This is a genomic window from Paenibacillus sp. J31P316 (assembly GCF_056269105.1).
The window spans coordinates 284,144-306,235 of the sequence record NZ_JBWDNI010000005.1 but is presented as its reverse complement, the minus strand read 5'-3'; the positions used below and the strand labels follow the sequence as shown (position 1 = coordinate 306,235).

The window sequence follows — 22,092 nt, the reverse complement described above, 5'->3', positions numbered from 1 at the left end:
GGTATAATGACGCAGAGAAAACAAGCAAAGGCGGTCATTCGCAATGTTAATTCCTATCGCATCCCGGCTGGACGAAGCCGAGATTCAAGAGCTGCTGGGCTGGTCGGTCTTTCCCGAGCCGGAGAAACTTCAACAGGCGGTCGACTTATACAAGAACGGCACGACGCATACGCTGCTCGGGTACGAATCCGAAGGCGAGATCATCGGCTTGATCGGCTATCATCGCCCCAGCGAAGCCGTAATCGAGATCGCGCATATTGCCGTTGCGCCCGAGGAACGGTTCAAAGGCTACGGCAGAGGGCTGATTCTCGAGCTGCTGGCGCTGGAAAATCCGAAGGTGCTCGTGGCGGAGACCGATGAAGACTCCGTTAATTTCTATCGGAGCAGCAGGTTTACGGTGGTAAGCCTTGGCGAGCTGTACCCGGGCGTGGAGCGGTACAAATGCACGTACGATCCGGAGGCATTCGAGGACGAGGAAGAGGACTAGGAACAAGACAGGGAAGCTTAGGAAGAGGACTCGGAACAGGACTCGGAATCGAAGAAGATAACCGGGAAGACGAAGGCGCCGCGCCGATGCGGCGCCTTTTTTGTGCGAGTGTGAGTACGGGTGCGGCTGCCGCGAGTTCTCACCCTTCTTGCTTGGACTGCTCCCGGTACGCGTTCGGCGGCATGCCGACCAGCTTCTTGAACGCCTTGGAAAACGTGAATATATCCGGATAGCCCACGGATTGGGCGATCTCGGCAACCTTGTAGCCCGTCTGCGCCAGCAGCAGTCGGGCTTCTTCCATGCGCAGCCGCTGCAGGAACTGCATCGGCGACACGCCGTATGCCTTGCGGAAGCGTTTGGTAAAATGCGTCCGGTCCACGCCGGCGTATTCCGCGACGCGTTCGACCGAAATCCCTTCCGCATAGTGGATTTCCATGTATTCCACGCTCTTCTGCAGCCAGCCCGCGGATTGCTCCTCGTCGGGCTGAGCCGGGATGCCGGAAGCTGCCAGCGCATCGAAGATCCGCAGGAACCAGCCCATTCGCGTCAGGTCGGACGATTCGCGCTCCGCGTCCTCCGCCGCTTGGACGCTGTCCATGAACGCCGCCATCAGTTCCGCGGCTTCCGTCGTAAGCGCGCCGGCGGCATGCGGGCAGTGCGGCCGGAGGCCGGCTCGTTCGAGCAGCTGCAGCGCGAGCTTGCCGTCGAAGGCGAAGAAGATTTTGCGAAGGAGACGATCTTCATCGGTGAAATATTCATGCGTTACCTGCGGAAAGAGGCAGAAGATGTCGTTCGGTCGAAGCGAGTAGGTTTTGCCGTTCTGGATGAACGTGCCTTCTCCTTCCAGCACGGCGATCAAATAATAATAGGGCGTCGTCCGCGGCCCGATATGGTAATTCGGTTTGGCGCGGTTGCGGCCAAGCCGGATCGGCCAGGCGGCGCTGGCTTTCTCGAACGGGGAAGGCGTAAAGAAGTGAATTTCCAAGTACTCATGGTGATCCTCGCGAATTCTTCTCTCCAATAGACCCACCTCATTTTGCCATAAGTAGGAAAGCTTCCGTTGCTGGTATTTCCAGTCTACATAAGAAGATCAGGCGTCGCAATAGCTCGGCCTGTTTCATGACGCCACAAAATGACAAAACGAACTGGCCACGAATTGACATTGACGATGTCAGCGCCGGATTGTTATGATTCAAAAGAAATTAAACCTAGTAGAATAATCGGATATCTACCGGACGACTGGGGATGCCATCCTGATGGATCTCGCGTTTGGGGGAGGACGATGAACATATACAACGAGCGAGGAGATTGAAGAACATGGAAAACAATCAGAACGAGATCAGCTTTGGATGGTTTTTACCGACGGCGGGGGACGGCAAATACGTGGGCGTTGCACCGGAGCGCGAGCCTTCGCTGCCCTACTTGATCGACGTCGCGCAGACGGCGGAACGGTCCGGCTTCGAATACGTGCTGATTCCGACGGGAGGCGCTTGCCTGGATGCTTGGGTCGTCGGTTCGGCCGTCATGAGCCATACGACGACGTTGCGGCCGCTGGTGGCCGTCAGACCGGGCCTTGTCGCTCCGGTGCTTGCCGCGAGAATGGGCGCCGCGCTCGACGTGCTCTCGAACGGACGGGCGATGATCAACGTCGTAACGGGCAGCTCGGTACAGGATCTGGAGGAGCTGGGCGATCCGTTGGCGCACGCTCATGATGAGCGTTATGTCCGGGCGCAGGAGTATCTGGAAGTAATGCAGCAGGCCTGGACGCAGTCGGACGGACCGGCAGCGACGGAATTCCGGGTGCGGGATGACGGCAATGCCGACGGAATGAAGGAACAGAAGCCGTTTCAAGGCACGTACTACAACTTCACTCGCGCGGCCAGCACGCCGAAGACGGTTCAGAAGCCGCATCCGCCGTTCTACCTCGGAGGAAGCTCGCCGATCGCCAAGCGCGTCGCGGTGGAATATGCCGATACGTATCTGATGTGGGGCGAACCGCATGACTGGATCGAGCAGCAGATCGAAGAGATCGAAGGCATCCGCGAGCAGGTAGAAGCGGAGAGAGGGTACAAGAAGACGATGAACTACGGGCTGCGTGCCCAAGTGCTCGTTCGCGATACGGAAGAAGAAGCATGGGCCGCGGCTTGGGAGATCATCAGCAAAGTGTCTCCGGAAGCGATCAAGCGTGCCGAAGAGGCGTTTGCCAAGACGGACGCGACGAACCAGCAGCGGCAAAACGAGCTTCGCCAGCAATCCAAGGAGCAGAATTTCGTCGTCGGCCCGAACCTGTGGACCGGACTGTCGCTCGTCCGCTCCGGCGGCGCTATCCTCATCGTCGGCACGGCGGAGCAAGTGGCGGATCGCTTGGTGGAATACGCGGAGCTCGGCATCTCGACCTTCATTCTATCCGGTTACCCGCATTTGGAAGAAGCCGAGATCTTCGGCACCAAGGCGCTGCCGGTATTCAGAGACAAATGGAAGCAGAAACAAGAGCAGCGGCAGGCTGCCTCTAACCCGATATAAATTGGAGGTTTTCTACTTATGAAACAGTTCAAATTCGGCGCAATACTGCTGATTCTCAGCATGATGATCGCGGTGCTGTCCGCTTGCGGCAGCTCGAACGGCAATAATAACGGCGCATCGAACGGCGCAGCCAACGGGAATGAACAGGTCGGCGCAGCGGACAACGGCGCATCGTCTTCCGATCCGGTGACGATCAGCTTCCTCCATTGGCGCGGCGAGGACGTGGAAGTGCTGAACGGCATCATCAAGAAATTCGAAGACGCCAATCCAGGCATCAAGGTCGAAATGCAGACAATGCCTTCCGACCAATATCAGTCCACCGCGCAGGCGAAGCTGGCGGACGGTTCCGTCGGCGACGTGTTTACCTCGTTCCCGGGCGCGCAGTTCGGCGCGCTGGCCAAGGCCGGTCTGTTCGCGGACTTGTCCGGGGAGTCGTTCTTGTCCGGCTACAATCCGGCGCTGATCGAAGCCGGCAAGCAGGACGGCAAACAGTTGGCGGTACCTTACCAGCTCGTATACAACGATCCGATCTATAACGTGAAGCTGTTCGAGAAATACGGCCTGACGCCGCCGAAGGATTGGGACGGGTTCCTCGCGCTTTGCGAGAAGCTGAAGTCCGAGGGCATCATTCCGATCGCATTCGCGGGCGCCGACATCGGTCCTGGTCAATTGATGAACAGCATGGTCATGAACAACGAGCCGAGCGAGGATATTTTCACGAAAGTGGAAGCCGGCGAAGCGAAGCTGACCGACGAATTTTGGGTGAAGACGCTGACCCAGTTCAAGGAACTGAACGACAAAGGCTACTTCCAGAAAGACGCGCTCGGCACGAAGGACGCGGCGGCAGGCGCGCTCTTCATTCAAGAGAAAGCCGCGATTCTCGCGAGCGGTTCCTTCCAATTGGCGCAGAACAAGAAGCAAAATCCGAACCTGGAGCAGCAGTTGCTGGCGCCGATCACGGTGGGGGCGGGCGAAGCGAAGTATGAGGGCATTCATACGACGACGTTCATGCTGGCGGTCAACAGCAAGTCCAAGCACCCGGAGGAAGCGAAGAAGTTCATCGCCTTCCTGAGCGGCAAAGACATTGCGGGCGAATATGCGAACGGAACCGGGCAAAACGTAACGGTAAAAGACGTGCAGTACACGTCCCCCGAGCTGCAGGTCGCGACGGCATGGGCAACGAAGAAGACGCTCTTCCAGCCTCGCTTTACGATCACGAACGCGGACAACCAGAAGGCCGTCACCAACTCCATCCAAGCCGTGCTGAGCGGCAAATCGCCGGAAGACGCCGCCAAAGAGGCGCAGGCGATCGTCGACCAGCACTTGACGAAATAAGCCATGCGCAACCGGAAACTGTTATGGATGTTCCTGCTGCCGGGTTTGCTGCTCTATCTCGCGCTCTTCGTCTATCCGACAGTCTCCGGATTATTCTACTCCTTCACCGATTGGGACGGCGTCTCGCCGTCCTATCATCTCGTTGGATGGGACAATTACGGGACGACGCTGGAGAGCATCGTGTTTCGCAAAGCCTTATTCAATAACGTAAAGTTCATGCTGGCCGTCGTGCTCGCCCAGACGTTCGTCGCGCTGGGGCTTGCGCTGCTGCTGGTCAAGAACCGCCGCATCCACGTGGTGCTGCGGGCATTGTATTTTTTCCCGACGGTCTTATCCTCGGTATCGGTCGGCTTGATCTGGGCGTTCGCCTTCGACCCTACCCTCGGAATCGTTAACGTCGGCCTGGACCGGCTCGGTGCCGGCGGACTGACGCAGAACTGGACGGGCAGCCCGCATCTGGCGCTGTACAGCATCGCGTTCGTGCAGGTTTGGGCGCATGCCGGGCAGATGATGATCATCTTCATCGCCGGCCTGCATACGATTCCCGAAGAGCTGAACGAAGCCGCCCGAATCGACGGAGCGGGCAAATGGCAGATTTTCCGCAAGGTCACTTGGCCGCTGCTGGCGCCATCTGCCACCATTGTGGTCGCGTACACGACGATCCAGTCGTTCAAGGCGTTCGATTTGATCTTCACGATGACCGACGGCGGTCCCAATTACGCGACCGAAATCCTGACGACGTACATTTACCATACGGCGTTCGCCAGCTATTCGTTCGGCCTTGCTTCGGCCGGATCCATGCTGTTCCTGGTCTTGCTTTCCGTGCTGACGGTGCTGCAGTTCAAGGCGCTGCGCGGAAACCGGATTTCTTATTAATCAGATGAAGGATGCCATCCCTATGCGAATGAAAATAATGAAATGGGCGGTGCTGGTCCTCTATGCCGGATTGATCGCGGCTCCGCTCTATATCGTGTTCATCTCGGTATTCAAGTCGACGCAGACGTTCTTCGCGCATCCGCTCGGCTGGCCGAAGCCTTTCACGCTGGATAATCCCATCTCGATGTTCCGGGACCAACCGATCCTGCGCTATTTTCTGAACAGCGTGAAAGTGACGCTCAGCACCGTGGCGCTGGAGCTGCTGCTGAGCACCTTGATTGCCTTTGCCATCTACCGATTCGGCGGGCGGATCAGCGCGGCCGTGTTCGGTCTGTTCACGGTCGGGCTCATCGTGCCATCGCAGGTGAACATGCTTCCGATCTATTCGCTCAGCCACAAGCTGGGCTGGACGGACCATCATTACGGTCTGATCCTCGTATCGGTCGCGATGCTCATGCCGGTGTCCGTATTCATGATCGCGGGCTTCATGAAACTGCTGAGCCACGAGATCCTGGAGGCGGCCAGCATCGACGGGGCGGGAGAGTGGTCGCTTTACACGCGATTCGCGCTTCCGCTGTCCGCGCCGTCCATCGCGGCGGCCGCGACGTTCCTGTTCGTCATGGTGTGGAATGACATGCTGATTCCGATGCTCATGCTGAACGGCAAGTCCAAGCTTACGCTGCCCCTTGCCATGCTGCAGTTCCGCGGCGAGTTCGTCACGAACTACCCGATGCTGCTGACCGGCGTCGTCGTCACGGCGCTGCCGATGGTCGTCATGTTCCTGGTGCTGCAGCGGTATTTTGTGGCGGGAATGATGGCGGGTTCGTTGAAGGGGTAACTGGTTTTTGGAGGCGGAGCGTGGGGCTGGGGCTGAAAAGCTGCCGTAGCGCAGCTTTTCAAGCTCTTCGCGGGCGTATACGCACTGAAAAGCTGCTAAAGCGCAGCTTTTCAAGCTCGCCGGAGTGTATACGCACCGAAAAGCTGCTGTAACGCAGCTTTTCAAACTCGTCGTGGCGTATACGCACTGAAAAGCTGCTAAAACGCAGCTTTCCAAACTTGCCGGGGCGCATACGCACCGAAAAGCTGCTAAAGCGCAGCTTTTCAAGCTCTTCGTGGCGTATTCGCACCGAAAAGCTGCTAAAGCGCAGCATTTCAAGCTCTTCGTGGCGTATACGCAACGAAAAGCTGATGCAGCGCAGCATTTCAAGCTCTTCGTGGCGTATACGCACCGAAAAGCTGCTGTAACGCAGCTTTCCAAACTTGCCGTGGCGTATACGCATCGAAAAGCTGCTAAAACGCAGCTTTTCAAGCTTGCCCGGGCATATACGCACCGAAAAGCTGCTGTAGCGCAGCTTTTCAAGCTCTTCGTGGCGTATACGCACTGAAAAGCTGCTGTAGAGCAGCTTTTCAAGCTCTTCGTGGCGCATACGCACTGAAAAGCTGCTGTAGAGCAGCTTTTCAAGCTCTTCGTGGCGCATACGCACTGAAAAGCTGCTAAAGCGCAGTATTTCAAGCTAGCCTGGGCGTATACGCACTTAAAAGCTGCTGTAACGCAGCAATTTACGCTCCACATGGCAGCGGCGGAAGAGCACCGGTTCTAAAAACATTGACTTCCCGACCAAAGAGGAGCTGCCGCGGCAGCTCCTCTTTGGCATTTTGCGGGTCGGAATTGCGACTGTTAATGCTGCTGATCAATCCGATCGTAATTGCACAGCGTCTTAAGCACGTCAATCGTTAAGATGCTTCTCCAATTCCGGAGGCTTTCTTCGGTGTCGGACCAGTGGGGGGAGAAGAATCCGTCCTCTGCTTGGTGCTGAATTTCATGGGTGAGGTTTCGGAAGACGTCCTGCTCGATAAGGTCGATAACGGGGCTGTCGGGAGACATGGCGAACCAATAAGGCTTGATGGACCAGTCGGACCACTTGGCGGGATCGGTCTCGATTACGCGCGGAACATCCTCTCGGAGCCTTTGCAGTATCGACGCCTGCAAGTCATCCGGTGCAAACTTCGCGAGCCGCATGTAACAGAGAAGCGCGAACGTATCCATCGGCCGTTTAACCTTCATCAGGTTGGCCGCCGCGAGTTCGAGCAGACGATTCGCGAAAGCGTCCGGGACAAGCTCGCGATAGTGCAGCAAGTACCCCAGAAGTTCCGCGCTCGGATTGCCCCAGCATTCGACGCGCCGAGCTTCCTCGAAATGCCAGTCTGGCGCGGGCTGCCACAGCTCCGAATCCCGGTCAAAGGTAGCGACGATATACTTCACGCCGTTTACGACCATGGGGTCGGTGATCGGTACGTTTAATTCCGTTAATAGATGGAAGGCGACGCTCGTTCCGATCGGGGAGGACATCTCCCGCGGGCCTTCGCCCATATTCTGAAATCCGCCATCGGCATTTTGATGCGTTCGCAGCACCTTTAGTAGTTCTTCTTTGTCGCCGTTATGAAAATAAAATTGAAATCGGGCCCGATCGAGCATCCGGCCGTGATTCATGATAAAGGATTCGGCTTTTGCGAAGCTTGCTTGGGATAACATCGTTGTCATTTCTTACCTCCATAAATGGAATCGTACAAGTCCGTGTCGATTACGCACCTAGTCTCGAGCGTTATTTAACCGACTTCACGATTAACGCCCCAGCATCCAGCTCCGCCCCGCCGTAGATCGTAATCGTGCGCTTCTCGCCCGGCAGCAGGTCGAAGTAATGGTCGCTCAGGCGGATGTCATCCGGCAGTTCGAAATGTATCGCATGCGCATAGACGTCTGATGTCAGCGTGAGATGCAGATCCCCGTCTTCGGCTGCACTGTGCGCGATCGTCACTTTCGCTTCGGGCAGCGCAAGCGTGCGGACATCTCCGGGACGCAGCACGCCAGGCTGCATGCGCTCCGGATCTACGGTCGGGATCGCCGCGAAGAAGCCGTCTTTGCGATCCGCACAAGCAAAACGATGGACGACGCCGCGGGAGCGAGCCGGGATGACCACGTCGACCGTTTCCGTCTGCCGCTCACTTCCGTTGAAGGCGAGGAAGCCGCATGCCAGCGTTTCGCGAATGGCCGCGCTCGTCTCGTTCACGGCCGTCACCTCGATCGTTCCGGCTTGCTCCCGAAGAATCAGCTTCGCGGGCGAAAAGGCGCGGCGGACGCCGTAGTAGGACAGCTTGCGTTTCAAATAGTAATCGACGATCGTCCAGCCGACCTCTCCCCAGCAGTCGTTGTACATCCAGAACAGCGCGCCGGAGCAGAAGCTTTTGCTGCGGATGGATTCGAGCGAATACTGGTACATCAGGCTCTGGCATAGTCCCGCGTAATGCAGGTATTCGTCCAGGCTGAAGTCTTCCTTGTCCGCGTAGTGCTTGCGTATGCCGGCTACGACGGTGTCCGCCTCGAACGTATTGGTGTGCAGCCGCCACACGTTGCTCGATGTATCGATCGCAGCCCCGTCGAAATACGTTTCGATGGACGACCGCCGGCAAGGCCCGATATAACCGTACTCCGACACGAACTTCGCCTGAACCTCGTCGTAAATTTCCGGCGTAATCCGCCTCGCCATCTCCGGATTCATCGTGCCGTCATGCCAATGATGCCGGTCGCCCATCGCGTTGCCGTTCGGGTGAACGCCGCCGTACGGCGAACTGTTCCAATACGGGATATGCGGGCTGTTGCGGCGGATCCACGCCGGCGCGATTTCGTTGTACAGCGCCGCCCCGCCGTAGAAGGCGGGATGCCGCGAGTCGTTCCACCATTCGTCGAAGCCCCAGTGGTTCTCGTTGTTGCCGCACCAGAGCGCCATGGCCGGATGGTTGCGCAGCCGCCGCGTCTGGTAGTCGATCTCCCGCGACACTTCTTCCTTGAACCAGTCCAGGTGGTCGGGATATTTGCCGCAGGAGAACATGAAATCATGCCAGATCAGGATGCCCCGCGCATTGCATGCCTCGTAGAAAATATCCCGTTCGTAGATGCCGCCGCCCCATATGCGCAGCATGTTGAAATTCGCCTCTGCCGCTTCGCGAATCAAAGCCGTATATTTCTCGTCGCTGACGCGCGCGATAATGGCGTCCGCGGGAATCCAGTTGCCGCCCTTGCAGAAGACGGGAACGCCGTTCACCTCCAGCGTGAATTGGCGCTCCGGCTCTTCTCCCGCCGCCGCGACGGGCTCCGTATTGATGCCCACCGTGCGAATGCCGATCCGAAACGGCGGATACGCCACGACATCGTCTCCGCAGGTTATCGAGGCTTCGACGGTGTACAGCGGCTGCGCGCCCATGCCGTTCGGCCACCACAGCTTCGCGTCCGGCACGTCGGCTTCGTAGGTGAGGAAGTTGAGGCCAGAACGCAGGCATAGCTGTTCGCGAATCGCCGCCGCTTCGCCGCCATCCGGGCGAAGCAGCCGGAGCGAGAGCTCGGCCTCCCGCGTCCGGAACGGATGCAGCTGCTCCGCTTCCACCTCGAAAGCGATGCGCGCCGCATTCGCCTGCGCAGCGGCAGGTGCGTCACCCGCGCTTCCGCTCCCTGCGCCATGCGCCGCGGCAGGCGCGTCATCCGCACTTCCGCTCCCGGCGCCATGCGTCGAGTCAGGCGCGGCGCCTGCGCTTCCGGCCCTCGCGCCATTCGCCGGGTCGGACGCACCGTCCGTCTGCGACGGCACGCGGACCGTCACCGCGCTGACGGCGCGGATGGCCACGGCGCGCTGCGCTTCCAGCCACACGCCGCCGACGATGCCGGTTGTGGCTATGCGCGGACCCCAGTCCCAGCCGTAGACGAACTGGGCCTTGCGCACATTGGCGCGGCGCTGGTCGCCGCGATGGCCGACGGCGTCGTTTTTCATCTCGGCGAGCGTACCGTCGGTCATGACGATATCGCCTTCCGAGACATGCTCCAAGCCGGAGGTCACCCGGACGAGCAGCTCGTTATTCCCTTCGGTCAGCAGGACACGCGCATCTCGGCGGAACGGATAGAAGGCGCTACTATGATGGCCCAGATGGATGCCGTTCAGCCAAATATCCGCTTCGGCGTCCAGCGCTTCCAGATGAAGTACGAGGCGGTCGCTCGCGAGCAGCTCCTGCGTGACCGGGAAGCTTTTGGCGAACCACCATGACCGTTTCTCCGTCCATTCGGCCGCGAAACAATAGTCGGCGAGCACGGGATCCTTGATCCTGCCCTCCGCGATGAGCGGCATATGAATATCGCACGGAAGCGAGGCCACGGGCAGCCAGCCGTCCGTTTTGCGCTGGATGCGGTAGGCTTCCTCCGGTCCGCAGGATAGATCCTCATCCGTTAAACGCCAGTCTTCGTTCAGTTGCAACCGCATGTGCAGCCCTCATTTCGCCAAATTACGTTATGCTGACAGCGTAGCATTGTAAACGGTTGATTTCTTCATTTCCACTGACGATTCATTGCTCTCTGCTGATATAATGGGAGGCAAAGGAGCGTGCCGAACATGCTGCATTTGAAAGCCGACGAGCTGATCGATCCCGAGCTGGAAACGATGTTCTACTATCACCGCAAGCTCAACTATTGGACGATCGTGCATGACCATGATTTCTTCGAATGTTTCCTGATCACGGACGGCCGGGTGCATCATATCGTGAACGGCGTCAAACAGCTGCTGACGGAAGGGATGCTGCTGTTCATTCGTCCGCATGACACGCACAGCTACGAGCGGGTGGGGGATGAAGAAGCGGAGCTGCTGAACATCAACTTTCGCGCCTCGATGATGGAGCAGGCGTTGGCGTACCTAGGCGAAGGCTTCGCGGCGGAGCGGCTGACCGGGGCAGAGCTGCCGCCGCAATGCGTGCTGTCGAGGGAGGACGCGGCTTGGCTGATTCGGCAGTACGAGCGCATTCAGGCGGGGGCGGCCGAGGGCAAAAGGCAGGTTCGGAGCGCGGCGCGGGGCATGCTGATCGAGCTGCTGGACCGATTCTTCGGACCGCCCGGGGCAAGCAGCCGGCCGGATGCGCCCGCTTGGTTGAACCAACTGCTGGAGCATATGAAGGACAAGTCCCTGCTCGCCGAAGGGGTGGAGGCGTTCTACCGACTTACCTCCTATTCCCCGGAGCATGCGTGCCGGGTGATGAAGAAGCACTACGGCGTCTCGCCGACCGAATGGATCAACGAACAGCGGCTCACCTATGCCGCGCTGCTGCTGACGCATGGCGAAGCGTCCATCCTGGCCATTTCCCTGGAATGCGGCTACGGCAGCCTTAGTTATTTCTACAAAATGTTCGCGGACCGCTTCAAGCAGACGCCGGCCCGCTATCGCAGCACGCACCGCAAAACGGCGATTCCCGTGCAGGCTTCTGCTTGGCAGTAACGGGCTGTTCTGGCGCCAGTTGCAAGCCACTTGCATGCCAGTTGCCAGCCCAGCCCTTGCTAGACAATATCTGTCGCTGCATGGTATAAGGGAATCGAATGATTTTTTGGAAGGATATGACTGGAGCTAGAGGTTGGGTCAGCCGCGGCAGGCACGAAGAAACTAGAGACTTCCAAGGTCAGGCCAACTGCTGCAACCTGTTTTTGCATCGTTTTCGACTGCTCCGCGGCAGTTATAAAATCGTCCTCGCCGTTGACGATCGCATGGCAGAGTGGCAGGTATATTACCGCGAGGGCTGCATTCTTTAGGCTTGCAATCTTCAGGTAAATTCATAGGGAGGCGATAGGCGATGATTTATTTTGAAACGGAGAGACTCCGATTTCGCGATTGGAAGGCGGAGGATCTCGCGCCGTTCCGGAAAATGAACGCGGACGAGACGGTCATGCGGTATTTTCTCAAAAGGCTGACCACGGAAGAGACGGACGCGTTCCACAAATCGATTTTGGACGAACATGAGGCCTGCGGCTTCGGGCTCTATGCCGTGGAAGCGAAGGCGACGGGCGAGTTTATCGGGTTCATCGGCTTCCATCGGGCGGCGTTCGAGTCGGATTTTACGCCGTGCATCGAGATCGGCTGGCGACTGCGGGAGGAGGCTTGGGGGCAGGGGTTTGCGACGGAAGGCGCGGCGGCGTGCTTGCGGTACGGCTTCGACTCGCTGGGCTTGACGGAGGTGTACAGCTTCACGGCCGAGCTGAACGCGCCTTCCCGCAGCGTCATGATCAAGACCGGCATGCAGTACGTGAAATCGTTCGATCACCCGAAGGTCGAGCCGGGTCATCCGCTAGTGCGACATGTACTCTACCGAATCACGAAGCCCTAATACGCGACGGCCTGACGACCAGGCTGCCCAACAAATCATCGATTACCTCTCCTGCGGTTCTTTAACGGTATCAGCACTGGTACCTGGATTGCCGGCCGGCTCCTAACGCTCACGGCGCTCCAGCCGCTCCAGCACTACCCGAACCCGCGGAACACCGTCCGCCGCAGCTCCGGCCATTCCGACTTGATGATGCTGAAATACGCATCGTCCCGGCACTCGCCCCGCGCGTTCTCGTAATTGCAGCGGAACAGCCCTTCCTGCTTGGCCCCGAGCTTGAGCACGGCTCGCAGGGAGCGGACGTTCTCGGCGTCCACGCTGAATTGCACGCGGTTGAAGCCAAGCGTCTCGAACGCGTAGCGAAGCAGCTCGAACTTGACGGCGCGGTTCAGGCCGGTGCCGCGGTAAGCTTTCCCATACCAGGTCCAGCCGATCTCCAAACGTTTGGCCCCGAACTGGATATGGCCGAATCGCGTCGCGCCCGCGACTTCGCCTGTTTGCCGGTCCATAACGATAAACGGGTAGTGCGTGCATGCATCCCGGCTGGCCAACGCCTCTGCGATATAGGCCTGCAAGTCATTCTCGCCCTGCACGACGATGCCGGCGAATGCATGCAGCTCCGGGTCCGTAATAATCCGGCGAAGCCCCTCCGCATGGACGTCGCTGAACGGCACCAGCTTGACGCGTTCATTCTCCAGTACGATCTCGCTTCCATACCAATCCTTCATGCCCATTCCCCTTCCCGATCCAACTCTGGCAGACTCGTTTGCGTACTGGCTTAAACATACAACAAATCCCCCATTCCCAAGAATGGAGGATTTGACGAGTCATTGGCACTATTGCGCAACTGGCGACGATTTCGCGGATGACGGTTTGTCAGCCGGTATCGGCAGCGTATAGGTTAACAGCTGGTCGTTCTTGGCCAGCGGGCTGTCATCGGCAAAATACAGCACCTCGCCGGCGCGCTTCACGAAATGCAGCCTGTCGCCGTAATAAGGCGTGTCGTTCGTCGTGGCGTATTCGGCGCCTTCCGCGTCCAGCAGCTTCTCGTACAGCTTGACGGTTCCGCCCGAATGGCGGTCGACGAGCGTGAGCAGCCCGGAGCTGTTGGGACGAATGAGCAGGAAATCGTCATCGATGCCTTCGACGAAATAGTCGTCGTCCTCGCCGCCAAGCTTGACGAGATCGATCGTTTGCTCCACTTTGCCCGTACCGTCCTCGATGATCCGCAGCGTTCGGCCGTCCGTGAGCAGCAGGTGATTGCCATAGGACTTCACGTTCTCTTCGTACCGCAGCCAGTAGCCGACGCTGGCCTTCCGGATGACGGCGCCATTCTTAAGAACGAGCGTGAAAACATGATTATTGATATGCGGTTCGCCATAGTTATCGAGAATGGTCAGATAAAGCAGTCCGCCCTTGGTGGGCTGAAACTTCATGGTTACGCCGTCGAACAGCTGCGAGCCGAGATCGGCAAGCTTCACCGGGGCGGCGTTCTTGCCGCTGTTCACGAACAATTCGCCCGTGCCCTTGATAATGCTGTACGTGCGGCCGTTGTACGTCTGGCTGACGCCCGCGTAGGTATGCAGGTTCTTGGCGCTGAAGACATGATTCTTCGCGTCCCAGGCGATCGAGTTCCCTTCGAGCGTCATGACCAGGTAGCGGGCGCTGATGTACAGCTTTCCTTGACTCATGAAGGGAGCCGGCATCCCTCGTACCGGGTCGCCGTCCAAGACGGCGGAGGTACTTCCGATCCGTACGGCCGTACTTCGGCCGTAACCGATAAAGTCGGCGCGTTGGTGCGTTTTGTCCCACTGCATCCGCATGCCTGCCATTTCGAAGGTATCGGCCGGGACGTAGATCGTTCCGTTCTTGTTGATGGCGCTCCCCGTCGAGACGCCCCCGCTATCCCAGGTCAGCCGGACATACGCCGGCGCGCTCGCGTGAGCCGCGGCGGGGGCCGCGACTATCGGAGCCGCGAGCGAGGCGGCGAGCACCGCCGTTGTCAGCCATTTGTTTCTCAATGAAACCATCGCCTCTCTTGTGCATCATTTCCAACATTTCTCTTGTCGTAGACGACGCGATTCGACAGAAAGTTGCGAGCCTCGGAAGCAGACCCTGTCGGAACTTCAGCCTCGGACAGCATGAAATCCGTGACTTTTAACGCAGTTGGCGTTATCGGTTTGTTCGTCTTCCTGTCCCTGCTGCCGCTATCGCTCTTCATATTTGACGCATTCGGCGCCGCATAGTTGCTTACACCGCGCTTCGGGTCCCCGAGGAGGCGTCCGAAGCAGCTTTTTTAACTATACAAAAGTAAGTAACTTATTGTATGATGAGCGTATACGAAAGCCGCCCGCGTCGGGTTAACGAACCGTACGGAGCTTATTACCCGCGCAGCTTTTGTTTACAATAGAAAATAGCACCGAACCATACAGAGGAGTTGGAACGAGCAATGTTGCCATCGTTGTTTATTTGCCACGGTTCGCCGATGATGGCCGTGGAAGAGTCGGCCTATACCGAATTTCTGAGGGAGACCGGGAAGCGGTTCCGGCCCAAAGCCATCGTGATTTTCAGCGCCCATTGGGAGGAGCGATCGGTAACGGTATCGTTCGCGGAGGGGCCGCTGCCGACGATCTACGATTTCGGCGGATTCCCGGATGAGCTGTACCGCATGACGTATCCGGCGCCGGGTTCGCCCGAGATTGCCGCCAAGGTGGAAGAAAAATTCCGCGCGCACGGCATCGAGACGCAGCGGGATAACGAGCGCGGCCTGGACCACGGGTCATGGGTGTTTCTCCGTCATATGTATCCGAACGCGGATATTCCGGTCGTGACGATTTCCGTCAATCCGTTCCTGCCGGCAGCGCAGCAGATCGTCATTGGCGAAGCGCTGCGAGGCCTGGGGGCAGAGGGCATTCTCGTCATCGGCAGCGGCACGACGGTGCACAATTTCAACGAAATCAAATGGAAGCAGGAGCATGCCGAGCCGTGGGCGGTCGAATTCGACCAGTGGATCACGGACAAGGTCGTGAACCGCGATGCCGAGGCGCTCGCGAATTACGAACGGCTCGCGCCGCATGCGAGACGCGCCGTGCCGCGGGCGGAGCATTTCATCCCGCTGCTGCTTGCTTACGGCAGTTCCTCGGGAGAGGCGAAACCGCGCGCGCTGTTCGAGGGGTTTCAAATGGGCACGTTCAGCCTGCTGTGCATGGAGATGTAACACGGACGCTCCGTGACAATAAAGTTTTGGCCTTAGCCGGTTTCCTCCGTCGTTATGGTGGGGACCGGTTTTTTTGCGCGGAAACGGGAGCGATGAACGAACGGGAGCGGCAGACAACGTTGTATCGCTGCGCGGCTGCCCAACTGCCTAGCCTTTCTCTGCTCGAATCCATCCGCCATGCAGGAAAAGGATACCGCTTCGCGAATCCTATAACCTATCAATATCGACAAAGGCCGACAATCGGCATGGGGAGGATTCGGATATGGCAGCGGCACTCGAATCATCGTATTTGAATGACATTACGGCAGCGCTCCAGCAGCATTGGCCGAACAATCGGGCGGTTAATATCGTGTGCCACGGGCACAGCGTGCCGTCGGGCTATTTTGCGACGCCGGTCGTGGATGCCATGAACGCGTATCCGCACTTGCTGCGGGCGAAGCTGGCGGAACGGTTTCCTTTTGCCGTCGTGAACGTGATCGTCACCGCCATCGGCGGCGAGCAAGCCGAGCAGGGAGCGGAACGCTTCGGCCGCGAAGTGCTGACGCACAGGCCCGACGTGCTGACGATCGATTATGCGCTGAACGATCGCGGACTCGGCCTCGAACGGGCCGGCGCGGCATGGCGCTCCATGATCGAGGCGGCGCTCGCGCAAGGGACGAAAGTGATTCTGATGACGCCGACCTGGGAGAGCAGCTACGCCGATCCGCAGTCCGAAGGCTGGCTGCAGCTGTGCGCGCATCGGGATCAAGTCGTGGCGCTGGCCGCGGAATACGGCGTCGGGCTGATGGACAGCTTCGGGCTGTTCGACGACTACGCCGCGCGCGGCGGAGAAGGCTCCGACCTGCTGTCGTGGGTGAATCACCCGAACCGCAAAGGGCATGAGCTGGTGGCGGAGGGCTTGCTGCGGTGGTTCAATTATTTGAACTGGCGGCCATGATGCGGATCTCAGAAAAAGGTGGAAAAAGTACAACGAACCCGCGGAGATAAGCTATTGAGCGAATCGCATGCATGGAGGAAAATGAAAGCGTGAAGCATTATCGCAAACGCCCCATGTTCCGCAGCTTCGTTCCGTTCGCGGTTCGGCATGGCAGGCGCTATCCACGGAGGAGAGATGAGCATGCTTAAGCTGACCGAAGAGCAATTGAAGCAGTATGACGAACTGGGGTATATCGTGTTTGATCGGTTGTTCAGCGAGGCGGAGATCGACGTCATCCGCGAGCCGATCGACCGGCTGGACGAAGAGTCCGCGCGCCGCTTGGCGTCGGGCCGGGATTTCATCAGCGCGGCGAATCAGATCAATTTCACCAGCCATTTGAATTACCAGCATCCCGATATTCAGAAGTTCATCGCGGATCAGCGTTTCGTGGATATTACGACAACGATTCTCGGCCCGGATACGCGGCTCTATTGGGACCAGTCCGTCTATAAGCGTCCCGAAGCGAACCGGGATTTTCCTTGGCATCAAGATAACGGCTACGTGCCGACGGAACCGATTCATTATTTGACCTGCTGGCTGGCGCTCGAGGACTCCACGATCGAGAACGGGTGTATTTACGTCCAGCCCGGCTCGCATAAGCAAGGCTTCGTCGAGCACGTGTACTCGGAAATCGGCTACGTCTGCTATCAAGGCGAGGATCCGGGCATTCCGGTCGAGCTGAAGAAAGGCAGCATGGTTGCCTTCCATTCCCTGCTCTTCCACCGCAGCACGCCGAACCAAAGCCAGACGAACCGCAAAGGCTACGTCATTCAGTACTCCGTCGTCGGTTCCTTCAATCCGGATACGGGCAAGGAATTTTTGAACGGACCGATTATCGCGCGTGACGGCAAGAGCGTATATACCGGCTTCGTCACGCAGGCGGAAGTCGAGCAGAGCACGGGTACTCGTGTCTAAGGCGATTCGCTGCTGCGCGAACAACCTCCGGCAGTTTCAATATGGCTCGGTGCTGCAGGCGCTTGCGGATGCCGGCGGGGACGTCGAGCTGGAGCGCTGCCTCAGCTTCTGCATCGGGTGCCGCCAGCAGCGGCAAGCCAGCATCGACGGGAAGCTCATGTACGCGGCGGACGAGGCGGAGTTTGAACGGAAGCTGCAGGGTGAATAATGGCTAGCAACTGATGACTGCGAACCGATAGCTGGAATCGTATCGCGTACGCCGGAGGCATGGCTTCCGGCGTATCTTGCGTATTCCGCCTATTCTTGGCTATCGGAAAATGAAAGGGGCGGCGGCATGACAGGAAACTTCTTCGAGGGCGGCTGGCGGGTTCGGCCGTCCGTGGTAGCCCATGCGTTCTACTCGTCGCTGGATCTCCAAAATATCGTGTATCCGCATTGGGTCGTGAGCTTCGTAACGGAAGGCGAGGTGGAATTGCAGGCCGGCAACGTGACGCGGTTGGCCTCCTCGGGACAAGTCATGCTGCATGCCCCGCATCTTCCGTTCTCGGAGCGATCTGATCGAGGCGGCAATCACCGCTGGTTCGTGGTCGAAGCGGCCAATGATCACGGGATGGAGCTGCTCCGGCTGTTTCCCGTCGGCGAAGTGACGACGATCATGGATACCGGGAAATATATAGAGGTATTCGATCAGATGCTCGCGGCATGGGGAGACAAGGAAGGGGCGTTCCGGGAAATGGAAATCGCCAGCCTGTGCCAGCTGCTTCTCTTCTATCTGCTGCAGAGCTGGGAACAAGGCGGCAGAACGCCGCGTTCGCTGCCGGCCTCGAAGAACGATAAGCGGTTTCAGGTGCTGATTACGCATATCAACGCCAAGCTGGACGAGAAAATAAGCCGCGAGCAGCTCGCCGAGCTCGTGCACATGAATCCGAACTATCTGGACCGCATCTTCGCCGAGAAGTTCCGGCTTACCCCCATGCAGCTGCTCCGCGAGCTTCGACTGCGCAAGGCAAGGCGGCTGCTGGAGCAGACGGAGCTGCCGCTCTCCCAAATCGCCGTCCAATGCGGGATGGGCGATGCGGCTTACCTCAGCCGCCAGTTCGCCAAGAGCTGCAGCGTGACGCCCGGTGCATACCGGGAGCGGGCGCGGCTCGCGAACCAGAATTATTACGGGGGATAGCCGGGGCGGCAGTGGTACGGCCGTTGCCAAACAGGAACGCAGAGGAAGCGCATGGCGCGGCTTTTGCGTTTTTTTTGCTTCGCATAATCATGATTGCCGCTCTTCGCTTGTATCACCTTCATGTCGAACGCCTTTACTTGCCCGGAACGTTGTCCAACCGGAATTGATTAATCTCGGGATTCAGCTTGTAGTTGTTTTCCTCGACGATTTGCATGAAAGCTTGAAGAAGACGCAGGTAAGCGCTGGATTTCGGATCGTTCCATTGTAACGACAAGTTGTAGCCTTTCTGCGCGTTCGGCTGCATAAGTTTGGTGCCAAAGTTGAACAAGGGCGTATTATCGGAGCCATAGAAGGTTAATGTACGGTAGCTTGCGTATAAAACTCCGATCTGGCTGGCGCGATTGGAATGGGGATACTTCGATAAGAATCGTCCTTGGTTTAATGTCCGGTTAACCAGCTGCTGATAACCGATCGCGAGCGACGCATCCTTGAGAGGAGGCTGTTCCGACTCTTCCGCCATGATGGCGATATAGGCCGCGATATCCGCGTTTACCCCGTCTTCAAACACCGTAAAGGCCGTATAATCGACGACCGGGAAGAACATTCCTTCGGCGGTTTGCAGTTTATAGCCGCTGTCGCGCGCCGACAGGAGCAAAGCCTTAAGTGCTTTGTCTTTCGTCCGGCTCATTACGTGGTCGAAGTTGTCCCCATGTTGATAAACGTTCCCGATCCCCTTCTGCACGGACGGCGCCTCGAAGCGCTTCTGCAGTGCCGGCAGTTGTTTCTGAACAGCATTTTCCAAGCGGAGGACCATCAGGGCAGCCTGCCATTTGTTGACTTCGGCGAGATGGGCCTTCAAGTAGGAGGACGCCCGAGATAGCTGGCCTTGTTTCAGAATAACCTCGAATTGATTGACGACCGGGGTTGGAGACACGGCAACGATTGTGCTCCCCTGGCTTGAATTGGAGGCAGGCAAGCTTGTGGCCGATACTTGAGCCGCTTGAAGGGCGAAAGCAAGAGCGGCGATCGCGGCAATCGTTCCGGTCTTCGTTCTGCGAGTCTGTCTGCGCATCATCATTCTCCTTTCGGGCGTTAGCGGTTATCGCTTATTAACGCTTATTAAGGAAGACGAAAACAAAAAGGGATTGTTGCACGAATCTGATCGCGTCAACAGTATAAAGGGCCTCGGCGAAACGCCAAGGCCCTTTATTGATTGGGGGAGAATAGTTCGCGTGCCTAATTGTTGACGAGCTTCAATATCGCCACGCCGTACGGCTCCAGCGCAAGCTTGCCGTCCACCGGTCCGTCGCCAAGCAGGTTGACGACCTCCTTGCGGACCGCGACCGTTGCCGGCGTGCTGCCGTAGTTCAGCAGGAAGGCGAGCAGCTCGCCGTTCTTGTCGCGCAGGCCGAGCTCCACTTGCCGCGGCGCATCGATCCAGTCGACGGGCGTTGCGATCGGCAGCTTCGCCAGCACCGCGTCCGCGGCTTCATCGTTGAACGCCGCGCCGTAGTACCAAACTTCGCCTTCGCCGTAAGGGCGCCGCGTCATAGCCGGCTTGCCGGCATAATAGTCGCCGGCGTACACGGCGACCGTCTCGACCGACGGATCTTCCGGGCGAAGGATTTCATTGAACAGGAGCGCCGTATATTGCGCGTCCGCTTGCCCGTAGCCTTCGGCGAACGCGATGTCGGGCGGCGTGCCGCTGTCCGCGATGACGGTGAAATCCTCCACCGTGATACCGCACAACGACGCGACCGGACCCGGGAACGGCATCATTCGGCATTGGCCCGTCTCGTCCTTGAAGCCGGTGCGGCTGCCGAGTATGAGCGTACCGCCTCCGGCGACGTAAGCTTCCAGCAGCGCGGCCGTGTCATCCGACAGGATCGCGGCATGCGGGTAGACCAGCACCTTGTACTTCGCCAAGTCGGCGAGCGTTGTTTTGCGGCGCATATACATAATGTCCACCGGGATATGGCGGAATTGGAAGGCTTTGAACCAGGCGTTGCCGCTTTGTCCGCTGAGCGGCCCTTGCCAGTGGTCGAATTCGCCGTCCCACTCGTTCTCGTAATCGCGAATAATGGCTGCTTCCGCAAGGAATGAGGCACCTGTCAGTTGGCGTCCGACCGCGGCAAGCTCATGGCCTACGCGCGTCGCTTCTGCCACGCGGCGGTTGTCTTGGTTGTGGTAATCATTGATGCCGTGCCAGTAAATCTCGGTGCCCATCGTCGCCGTCCGCCAGCGGAAGTAGAGGATCATATCCGCGCCATGAAGAATCGATTGGTACGTCCACAAGCGCATTTGACCCGGCTTCGGCGCAGGGAGCTTCATGCGGTTCACCCAGCCGCCGGGACCCGATTGCTGCTCCATGATGCAGAAGAGCGGGGAGATGGAGCGAATGGCGCTGAGGCTGGACGACCAGCGGCGATCGAGCAGCGGATTGTCCCCGCCGTCCGGATACGCCACCGCGAACAGCGGATACGAATCGTACGAGAAGAAATCGAGCAGCTCATCCGTCAGCTGGTGGCTGTCCAAATGGCCGAACAGGCCGTTCGTCGTCACCCAGTGGTTCGGGCACAGCTCGCGCAGCACGTCGGCCTGCACCTTCGCGAACGAAATCACGCTGTCGGAGATAAACCGCTTCTCGTCGAGCGCATGATGCGGGTTCGGCGAGTCGTTGACGGTCGCGCGCGGCAGATACACCTGGCTCCAGTCGGTATATGTCTGGCTCCAAACGACGGTTCCCCAAGCCTTGTTCAGGCGGTCGAGCGTCTCGTACTTGGCTTTCGCCCATTCCCGGAACGCGACATGATCGGCGTCGGAATAGAAGACGGACGTCTCGCAGTTGAACTCGTTGTCGAGCTGCCAGCCGATCACGGCCGGATGATCCGCGAAGCGCTCCGCCATTTTGCGGGTGATGCGTTCGCAGAGGGCGCGGTATACTTGGCTATTGTAGTTATAGTGTCTGCGCATGCCGTGCCGGTAGGTGACGCCCTTCTGCGAAACGTTCAGCACCTCGGGGTATTTCTCCGTCAGCCAAGCCGGGGGCGTTGCCGTCGGCGTACCCATGATGACCTGCAGTCCGTAACGATGAGCGGCGTCCAGCGCGCGTTCGAACAGGTCGAATCGGAACTCGCCTTCGACGGGCTCGAAGATCGTCCAAGCGAACTCCCCGATGCGGATGACGGACATATCCATCTCGCGCATCCGTCGAAAATCATCCTCCCACAGCGATTCTTCCCAGTGCTCCGGATAATAACAGACGCCGAGCATGTACTCGTCCGTACGGAAACTTTTGCTCATGGTTGCATGTACCTCCCGATATCCTATAAACTAGTTACTAAACTTAGTTTAGAACGAAAAGGAAACGATTTCAACCGTTAATTTTGACTGAATTCAGTCGG

General features: G+C 58.4%; 20 protein-coding genes. 12 read left to right on the top strand and 8 right to left on the bottom strand.

Annotation, left to right across the window (positions count from 1 at the left end; genetic code table 11):
• The first annotated feature begins 43 nt into the window (after positions 1 to 43).
• The gene (locus tag AC0YNU_RS18870) at positions 44 to 487 is read left to right on the top strand and encodes a GNAT family N-acetyltransferase (protein WP_475759386.1); all 444 of its coding nucleotides are present in this window, start codon (positions 44 to 46) and stop codon (positions 485 to 487) included.
• A 139-nt stretch (positions 488 to 626) separates the two neighbouring features.
• On the opposite strand, the gene AC0YNU_RS18865 is transcribed toward AC0YNU_RS18870, so the two are convergent.
• A complete protein-coding gene (locus tag AC0YNU_RS18865; protein ID WP_475759384.1) occupies positions 627 to 1,508 on the bottom strand; it encodes an AraC family transcriptional regulator in 882 nt (293 codons plus the stop codon).
• A gap of 296 nt (positions 1,509 to 1,804) precedes the next feature.
• Between AC0YNU_RS18865 and AC0YNU_RS18860 the strand changes: the two genes are divergently transcribed.
• From AC0YNU_RS18860 to AC0YNU_RS18845, 4 genes are read left to right on the top strand one after another with little or no spacing between them, the layout of a single operon-like run.
• On the top strand, positions 1,805 to 3,010 hold the full coding sequence (locus tag AC0YNU_RS18860; RefSeq protein WP_475759381.1) for an LLM class flavin-dependent oxidoreductase: 1,206 nt from the start codon (positions 1,805 to 1,807) through the stop codon (positions 3,008 to 3,010).
• An 18-nt stretch (positions 3,011 to 3,028) separates the two neighbouring features.
• On the top strand, positions 3,029 to 4,345 hold the full coding sequence (locus AC0YNU_RS18855; RefSeq protein ID WP_475759379.1) for an ABC transporter substrate-binding protein: 1,317 nt from the start codon (positions 3,029 to 3,031) through the stop codon (positions 4,343 to 4,345).
• A 3-nt stretch (positions 4,346 to 4,348) separates the two neighbouring features.
• On the top strand, positions 4,349 to 5,221 hold the full coding sequence (locus AC0YNU_RS18850) for a carbohydrate ABC transporter permease (RefSeq protein ID WP_475759377.1): 873 nt from the start codon (positions 4,349 to 4,351) through the stop codon (positions 5,219 to 5,221).
• A gap of 22 nt (positions 5,222 to 5,243) precedes the next feature.
• The gene (locus tag AC0YNU_RS18845; protein WP_475759374.1) at positions 5,244 to 6,059 is read left to right on the top strand and encodes a carbohydrate ABC transporter permease; all 816 of its coding nucleotides are present in this window, start codon (positions 5,244 to 5,246) and stop codon (positions 6,057 to 6,059) included.
• Positions 6,060 to 6,117: 58 nt separating this feature from the next.
• Here AC0YNU_RS18845 and AC0YNU_RS18840 read toward each other — a convergent pair whose 3' ends face one another.
• The 3 genes from AC0YNU_RS18840 to AC0YNU_RS18830 all read right to left on the bottom strand — a co-directional run bounded on the left by AC0YNU_RS18840 (position 6,118) and on the right by AC0YNU_RS18830 (position 10,524).
• On the bottom strand, positions 6,118 to 6,699 hold the full coding sequence (locus tag AC0YNU_RS18840) for a hypothetical protein (protein ID WP_475759372.1): 582 nt from the start codon (positions 6,697 to 6,699) through the stop codon (positions 6,118 to 6,120).
• Positions 6,700 to 6,899: 200 nt separating this feature from the next.
• Positions 6,900 to 7,763 (bottom strand): hypothetical protein, encoded by an 864-nt coding sequence (locus tag AC0YNU_RS18835; RefSeq protein WP_475759370.1) that lies wholly within the window; start codon positions 7,761 to 7,763, stop codon positions 6,900 to 6,902.
• A gap of 61 nt (positions 7,764 to 7,824) precedes the next feature.
• A complete protein-coding gene (locus tag AC0YNU_RS18830; RefSeq protein WP_475759368.1) occupies positions 7,825 to 10,524 on the bottom strand; it encodes a beta-mannosidase in 2,700 nt (899 codons plus the stop codon).
• Positions 10,525 to 10,653: 129 nt separating this feature from the next.
• On the opposite strand from AC0YNU_RS18830, the gene AC0YNU_RS18825 reads away from it, so the two are divergent.
• On the top strand, positions 10,654 to 11,526 hold the full coding sequence (locus tag AC0YNU_RS18825; protein ID WP_475759366.1) for a helix-turn-helix transcriptional regulator: 873 nt from the start codon (positions 10,654 to 10,656) through the stop codon (positions 11,524 to 11,526).
• 349 nt (positions 11,527 to 11,875) lie between these two features.
• Complete coding sequence (locus AC0YNU_RS18820) at positions 11,876 to 12,406, top strand: GNAT family N-acetyltransferase (RefSeq protein WP_475759364.1); 531 nt, start codon at positions 11,876 to 11,878, stop codon at positions 12,404 to 12,406.
• Between the two features lie 134 nt (positions 12,407 to 12,540).
• Here the strand turns inward: AC0YNU_RS18820 and AC0YNU_RS18815 are convergent, their stop codons facing one another.
• A complete protein-coding gene (locus tag AC0YNU_RS18815) occupies positions 12,541 to 13,131 on the bottom strand; it encodes a GNAT family N-acetyltransferase (protein WP_475759362.1) in 591 nt (196 codons plus the stop codon).
• Between the two features lie 108 nt (positions 13,132 to 13,239).
• Entirely contained in the window at positions 13,240 to 14,424 is a 1,185-nt protein-coding gene (locus AC0YNU_RS18810; RefSeq protein ID WP_475759360.1) for a stalk domain-containing protein, read from the bottom strand.
• 428 nt (positions 14,425 to 14,852) lie between these two features.
• Here AC0YNU_RS18810 and AC0YNU_RS18805 point away from each other — a divergent pair, with 428 nt between their 5' ends.
• The 5 genes from AC0YNU_RS18805 to AC0YNU_RS18785 all read left to right on the top strand — a co-directional run bounded on the left by AC0YNU_RS18805 (position 14,853) and on the right by AC0YNU_RS18785 (position 18,688).
• Positions 14,853 to 15,620, top strand: a complete 768-nt coding sequence (locus AC0YNU_RS18805) for a DODA-type extradiol aromatic ring-opening family dioxygenase (protein ID WP_475759358.1) — start codon at positions 14,853 to 14,855, stop codon at positions 15,618 to 15,620.
• Positions 15,621 to 15,882: 262 nt separating this feature from the next.
• The gene (locus AC0YNU_RS18800) at positions 15,883 to 16,557 is read left to right on the top strand and encodes an SGNH/GDSL hydrolase family protein (RefSeq protein WP_475759356.1); all 675 of its coding nucleotides are present in this window, start codon (positions 15,883 to 15,885) and stop codon (positions 16,555 to 16,557) included.
• 180 nt (positions 16,558 to 16,737) lie between these two features.
• A complete protein-coding gene (locus tag AC0YNU_RS18795) occupies positions 16,738 to 17,511 on the top strand; it encodes a phytanoyl-CoA dioxygenase family protein (RefSeq protein ID WP_475759354.1) in 774 nt (257 codons plus the stop codon).
• Entirely contained in the window at positions 17,504 to 17,719 is a 216-nt protein-coding gene (locus AC0YNU_RS18790; RefSeq protein ID WP_475759352.1) for a hypothetical protein, read from the top strand. Before AC0YNU_RS18795 ends, AC0YNU_RS18790 begins: the two co-directional genes overlap by 8 nt.
• 126 nt (positions 17,720 to 17,845) lie before the next feature.
• A complete protein-coding gene (locus AC0YNU_RS18785; protein WP_475759350.1) occupies positions 17,846 to 18,688 on the top strand; it encodes a helix-turn-helix domain-containing protein in 843 nt (280 codons plus the stop codon).
• Between the two features lie 133 nt (positions 18,689 to 18,821).
• Here the strand turns inward: AC0YNU_RS18785 and AC0YNU_RS18780 are convergent, their stop codons facing one another.
• Positions 18,822 to 19,760: a hypothetical protein gene (locus AC0YNU_RS18780; RefSeq protein ID WP_475759348.1), complete on the bottom strand. Its 939-nt coding sequence runs from the start codon at positions 19,758 to 19,760 to the stop codon at positions 18,822 to 18,824.
• A gap of 164 nt (positions 19,761 to 19,924) precedes the next feature.
• Positions 19,925 to 21,991, bottom strand: coding sequence for a beta-galactosidase (locus AC0YNU_RS18775; protein WP_475759346.1), 2,067 nt, complete (start codon positions 21,989 to 21,991; stop codon positions 19,925 to 19,927).
• Between the last annotated feature and the right edge of the window lie 101 nt (positions 21,992 to 22,092).